Source organism: Streptomyces sp. WELS2 (genome assembly GCF_013870595.1).
In the GTDB taxonomy this organism is placed as follows: Bacteria; Actinomycetota; Actinomycetes; order Streptomycetales; family Streptomycetaceae; genus Streptomyces.
Genome location: NZ_JACBWZ010000433.1, coordinates 1 through 5,320, shown reverse-complemented (window position 1 = coordinate 5,320; position 5,320 = coordinate 1). Strand labels below are relative to the sequence as shown.

The window sequence follows — 5,320 nt, the reverse complement described above, 5'->3', positions numbered from 1 at the left end:
CCACCTCACGGCCGTCCACGCGCCCGCGCACGCCCCGCCCCGGCACGTTCTCGAAGTGCTCCACCGGCGGAAGGGCCCCGGCACGTTCCTCGGCGCCGATGGCGACGGCGCGGGCCACCGGGTGCTCGGACGCGTGCTCCAGGGCGCCCGCGAGGCGCAGCAGCTCCTTCTCGTCCTCGCCCTCGGCGACGTACACGTCCTGGAGGGTCATCCGGCCGGTGGTGACCGTGCCGGTCTTGTCCAGGACGACCGTGTCCACCCGGCGCGTGGACTCCAGCACCTCGGGACCCTTGATCAGGATGCCCAGCTGGGCGCCGCGCCCGGTGCCCACCATCAGCGCGGTCGGCGTGGCCAGGCCCAGCGCGCAGGGGCAGGCGATGATCAGGACGGCGACGGCGGCCGTGAACGCGGCGACCGTGTCCCCGGTGACCCCCAGCCAGACGCCGAAGGTGCCGAGCGCGATCAGGATGACCACCGGGACGAAGACGGCGGAGATCCGGTCGGCGAGCCGCTGCACCTCGGCCTTGCCGTTCTGCGCGTCCTCCACCAGCCGTGCCATCCGGGCGAGCTGGGTGTCCGCGCCGACCCGGGTGGCCTCGACGACCAGCCGGCCGCCGGCGTTGACCGTGGCGCCGGTGACCCGGTCGCCGGGGCCGACGTCCACCGGCACCGACTCGCCGGTCAGCATGGACGCGTCCACCGCGGAGACGCCCTCGGTCACCGTGCCGTCGGTGGCGATCTTCTCGCCGGGCCGTACGACGAACCGGTCGCCCACGGCCAGGGAGGAGACCGGCACCCGCACCTCGCGGCCGTCCCGCAGGACCGCCACGTCCTTGGCGCCCAGCTCCATCAGGGCCTTCAGGGCGGCACCGGCGCGGCGCTTGGAGCGGGCCTCCAGATAGCGGCCGAGCAGGATCAGCGCGACGACCCCGGAGGCGACCTCCAGGTAGATGGTGGAGGCGCCGTCCATGCGGGAGACGGTGAGCCGGAACTCGTCGTGCATGCCGTGCGTGCCCGCGTCGCCGAAGAACAGCGCCCACAGCGACCAGCCGAACGCGGCCAGCGTGCCGACCGAGACGAGGGTGTCCATGGTGGCGGCGCCGTGCCGGAGATTCGTCCAGGCGGCGCGGTGGAAGGGGGCGCCGCCCCAGACGACGACCGGCGCGGCCAGGGTGAGCGAGAGCCACTGCCAGTTGTCGAACTGGAGCGCGGGGATCATCGCGAGCAGGACCACGGGCGCGGCGAGCAGCGCGGAGACGAGCAGGCGGTGCCGGAGCTCGCCGAGTTCCGCGTCCCGTCCGGGGTCCTCCGGCGCGGTCCCGGTGCCGGGCCCGGGCTCCGGCGGCCGGGGTTCCTCGGCGGTGTAGCCGGTCTTCTCCACGGTGGCGATCAGGTCGGCGACCTCGATGCCCTCGGCGAAGGTGACCCTGGCCTTCTCGGTGGCGAAGTTGACGGTGGCGCTCACGCCGTCCATCCGGTTGAGCTTCTTCTCCACCCGGGCGGCACAGGAGGCGCAGGTCATGCCGCCGATGAGCAGCTCGACCTGTTCGGTGCCGGGCGCCGTGACCGACGGCTTGGCGGTGGTGCTGGTCATGTCCGGACTCCAGACATCGGACCGGGCCGTACGGATCCAGTATGAGCTGGTCGGCACGGCCCGGTCGGGGGATCGGGGAGTGCTGCTCAGGCCTGGCCGGCCAGCTCGTAGCCGGCCTCGTCGACGGCGGCGCGCACGGCCTCCTCGTCGAGCGGGGCCGCGGACACGACGGTCACCTCGCCGCTCGACGCGACGGCCTTCACCGAGCTGACGCCCGGGATGCGGGAGATCTCCTCGGAGACGGAGCCCTCGCAGTGACCGCAGCTCATGCCGGTGACCTTGTAGACGGTGGTGACGGTGGTCATGTCGTTACTCCTCGTCGAGGCGCGTGTGGGACCTGTGGGGTGCCCGGAGGAACCCCGATACTCCGTACTGTATACCCCTAGGGGGTATGAAGCCAAGCGACTCCCCGGAGCGTCTAGCCTTCCTGCGGGTTCCCGGAAGGAGTGCGCATGCGAGCGGTGGTCTTCGAGGAGTACGGAAAGCCGGCCGGGGTCCGGGAGGTGCCCGACCCGGAGCCGGCGGCGCACGGGGTGGTCGTCCGGGTGGAGGCCACCGGCCTGTGCCGCAGCGACTGGCACGGCTGGGCGGGGCACGACCCGGACATCACGCTGCCGCACGTGCCGGGACACGAACTGGCCGGAGTGGTCGAGGCGGCGGGCGCCCGGGTGACCCGGTGGCGGCCGGGCGACCGGGTCACCGTGCCGTTCGTCTGCGCCTGCGGCACCTGCGCGTCCTGCGCGGCGGGCGACCAGCAGGTGTGCGAACGGCAGACCCAGCCCGGCTTCAGCCACTGGGGCTCCTACGCCGAGTACGTCGCCCTGGACCACGCCGACGTCAATCTCGTCGCCCTCCCCGACGACATGGCGTACACCACCGCCGCCGCCCTCGGCTGCCGCTTCGCCACCGCCTTCCGGGCCGTGGTCCAGCAGGGCCGGGTGGCGGCCGGGGAGTGGGTCGCGGTGCACGGCTGCGGCGGGGTCGGCCTGTCGGCGGTGATGATCGCGGCGGCCTCGGGCGCCCGGGTGGTCGCGGTCGACGTCTCGCCCCGGGCGCTGGAGCTGGCGCGCGACTTCGGCGCCGCCGCGTGCCTGGACGCCACCGGCGTGCCCGACCCGGCGGCCGCCGTCCGCGAGCTGACCGACGGCGGCGCCCACCTCTCGCTCGACGCCCTCGGCTCGCCCGCCACCTGCGCCGCCTCCGTGAACGGGCTGCGCCGCCGCGGCCGGCACGTCCAGGTCGGCCTGCTCCCTTCGGCCGACGGCACCACCCCGGTCCCGCTGGCCCGCGCGATCGCCCTGGAACTCGAACTGCTCGGCAGTCACGGCATGGCCGCCCACGCCTACCCCGGCATGCTCCGCCTGGTCCGCGCCGGCGTGCTGCGCCCCGACCTCCTGGTGACCCGCACCATCGCGCTCGACGCGGCCCCGGCGGCGCTCGCGGCGCTGGGCACGGCGACGGAGGCGGGGGTCACGGTCATCGAGCCCTGGAGCTGACGCCTCGCGCTGCCGGCGGACCGCGACCGGCAACCCGTACGGGCGTGCCGTCCGGAACGGGAGGGCGGTGCCGGTGACGAACCGGGCGCAGAGGGCATCCATGCGAAGGCGGACGGCTCGCGTACCGGAGCGTGGAAGTCCGTATGTCCGGACAAAACGTTGACACCGTTCCGTGCGCGGGCTAGAAAGCCGGGAGAGCCATGACGAAGGGAAGCCGATGGCCTACGACCTGATCACCATGGGGCGGATCGGGGTGGACCTCTACCCGCTCCAGAGCGGCGTCCCGCTCGCCCAGGTCACGTCCTTCGGCAAGTTCCTCGGCGGCTCCGCGGCCAACGTCGCGGTCGCCGCGGCCCGGCTCGGCCGCCGCACCGCCGTGATCACCCGCACCGGCGACGACCCGTTCGGCACCTATCTCCACGAGGCCCTGCGCGGCTTCGGCGTCGACGACCGCTGGGTCACCCCCGTCCCCGGCCTGCCCACCCCCGTCACCTTCTGCGAGATCTTCCCGCCGGACGACTTCCCGCTGTACTTCTACCGCCGGCCCAAGGCCCCCGACCTGGAGATCCACCCCCACGAACTGGACCTGGACGCCATCGCGGCGGCCCGGATCCTCTGGGTCACCGGCACCGGACTGAGCGAGGAGCCGAGCCGTACCGCGACCCTCGCGGCCCTCGCCCACCGGGCCCGGGCCGGCATCACCGTCTTCGACCTGGACTGGCGCCCCGTGTTCTGGGCGGACCCCGGCACCGCCCGCCCCTTCTACGCCGAGGCCCTGCGCCACGCCACCGTCGCCGTCGGCAACCTGGACGAGGTGGAGATCGCCACCGGGACCCGCGAGCCGCACGCCGCCGCCCGCGCCCTGCTGGACGCCGGGGCCGAGCTGGCCGTCGGCAAGCATGTTCTTCCTTCTCGACAAGGGCGAGGTGAAGAGCGATCTGACCCAGCTCCGCCGGGACATGCTGGACGCGCATCTGCCGGCCGGGTCGTACCGGGTGGTGGAGGCCCGTGACCCGGAGCGGGACCGCTCCGCGGGCGGTTCGGCCTACTCCCCGGCCGTCGGCGACTGGCGCAGCGCCCGCGCCGGGATCTACGAGCGGCTGATCTCCGGCGAACTGGGCGAGGACGGCACCGGCGCGTTCCTCGTCTGGGGGGACCCGGCGCTGTACGACAGCACGCTGGGCATCCTCGAGGAGGTGCTGGCGCGGGGCGCGGTGGAGTTCACGTACGACGTGGTGCCCGGCATCAGCAGCGTCTCCGCCCTGGTCGCCCGGCACCGCACGGGGCTGAACCGGGTCGCCCGGCCGGTGCAGATCACCACGGGGCGGCGGCTGGCCGAGGGCTTCCCGGCGGGGGTGGACGACGTGGTCGTGATGCTGGACGCGCACCAGGCCTTCCGGCGGTACGCCGAGGAGGACATGGACATCTACTGGGGCGCCTACATAGGCACGCCGGACGAGATCCTCGTCTCCGGCCCGATCGCCGAGGCCGCTCCGCGCATCGAGCGCCTGCGAGCCGAGGCACGCGAGCGCAAGGGCTGGATCATGGACACGTACCTGCTGCGCAGGAATGCGGCGGAGGACCGGCCCGTACGGGACTGACGCGACCGTTCCGGGCGGCCCGCAGAGGCCCGCGGAGAGGTACGACCACGAGCAGCGTGGGGCCGGCGGTACGGGGCCGGCCCCGGTGTGAACCGCCGATGTGGAGTCGAGGGCCCGTGTCGGCGGACGGCCGGCCCGGCGGGGGCGGGCAGCCGACGGGATCAGTCGCCCGGTCCCCCGTGTGTTCCGAGGCCCAGGCGTTCCAGCGCGCTCGCCACGTCGGGTACCGCTTCGACCCCGGCCGGCAGCGGGGGGCGGCGGACGACGACGACGGGCAGCCCCAGGTCGCGCGCGGCCGTGAGTTTCGCCGCCGTGGCCCGGCCTCCGCTGTCCTTGGTGACCAGGACGTCGATCCGGTGGGCGCGCAGGAGCCGCGTCTCGTCCGGGACCGTGAACGGGCCGCGGGCCAGGATCACCCGGGTGTCCGGCGGCAGGGGCGGTTCGGGCGGTTCCACGGAGCGGACGAGGAAGTGCAGGCCGGTCAGGGAGGCGAAGGCCGCGAGGCCCAGGCGCCCGGTACTGAGGAAGACCCGGCTGCCGAGAGCGGGCAGGGCCTCGGCGGCCCCGGCCAGGGACGGCACGTCGTACCAGCGGTCTGTCGGAGGCATGATCCTCCGACAATAGGAAGC

4 protein-coding genes and 2 pseudogenes are annotated in these 5,320 nt (G+C 74.2%); 3 read left to right on the top strand and 3 right to left on the bottom strand.

The genetic code is table 11. The annotated features are described in order from the left end of the window. Together H5J33_RS22530 and H5J33_RS22525 are read right to left on the bottom strand one after the other, a co-directional pair. Positions 1-1,594, bottom strand: a 1,594-nt coding sequence (locus tag H5J33_RS22530; protein ID WP_181796723.1) for a cation-translocating P-type ATPase, incomplete at its 3' end; no start/stop codon positions are given. A gap of 86 nt (positions 1,595-1,680) precedes the next feature. Then, the gene (locus tag H5J33_RS22525) at positions 1,681-1,899 is read right to left on the bottom strand and encodes a heavy-metal-associated domain-containing protein (RefSeq protein ID WP_030782225.1); all 219 of its coding nucleotides are present in this window, start codon (positions 1,897-1,899) and stop codon (positions 1,681-1,683) included. Positions 1,900-2,046: 147 nt separating this feature from the next. Between H5J33_RS22525 and H5J33_RS22520 the strand changes: the two genes are divergently transcribed. The 3 genes and pseudogenes from H5J33_RS22520 to cobF form a co-directional block, all read left to right on the top strand. Continuing rightward, on the top strand, positions 2,047-3,090 hold the full coding sequence (locus H5J33_RS22520) for a zinc-dependent alcohol dehydrogenase family protein (RefSeq protein WP_181796722.1): 1,044 nt from the start codon (positions 2,047-2,049) through the stop codon (positions 3,088-3,090). 217 nt (positions 3,091-3,307) lie between these two features. Beyond that, positions 3,308-3,988: pseudogene (locus H5J33_RS22515) on the top strand (PfkB family carbohydrate kinase); the annotation flags it as partial. Then, a pseudogene (gene cobF, locus H5J33_RS22510) lies at positions 3,981-4,691 on the top strand (precorrin-6A synthase (deacetylating)); the annotation flags it as partial. The pseudogenes H5J33_RS22515 and cobF, both read left to right, overlap by 8 nt. Positions 4,692-4,852: 161 nt before the next feature. Here cobF and H5J33_RS22505 read toward each other — a convergent pair. Next, positions 4,853-5,299 (bottom strand): precorrin-6A/cobalt-precorrin-6A reductase, encoded by a 447-nt coding sequence (locus H5J33_RS22505; RefSeq protein WP_399552905.1) that lies wholly within the window; start codon positions 5,297-5,299, stop codon positions 4,853-4,855. Positions 5,300-5,320: the final 21 nt, after the last annotated feature.

Coding starts and splice junctions, on each gene's coding strand:
- H5J33_RS22525 (WP_030782225.1), bottom strand. CDS start 1,899: ATGACCACCGTCACCACCGTCTACAAGGTCACCGGCATGAGCTGCGGT.
- H5J33_RS22520 (WP_181796722.1), top strand. CDS start 2,047: ATGCGAGCGGTGGTCTTCGAGGAGTACGGAAAGCCGGCCGGGGTCCGG.
- H5J33_RS22505 (WP_399552905.1), bottom strand. CDS start 5,299: ATGCCTCCGACAGACCGCTGGTACGACGTGCCGTCCCTGGCCGGGGCC.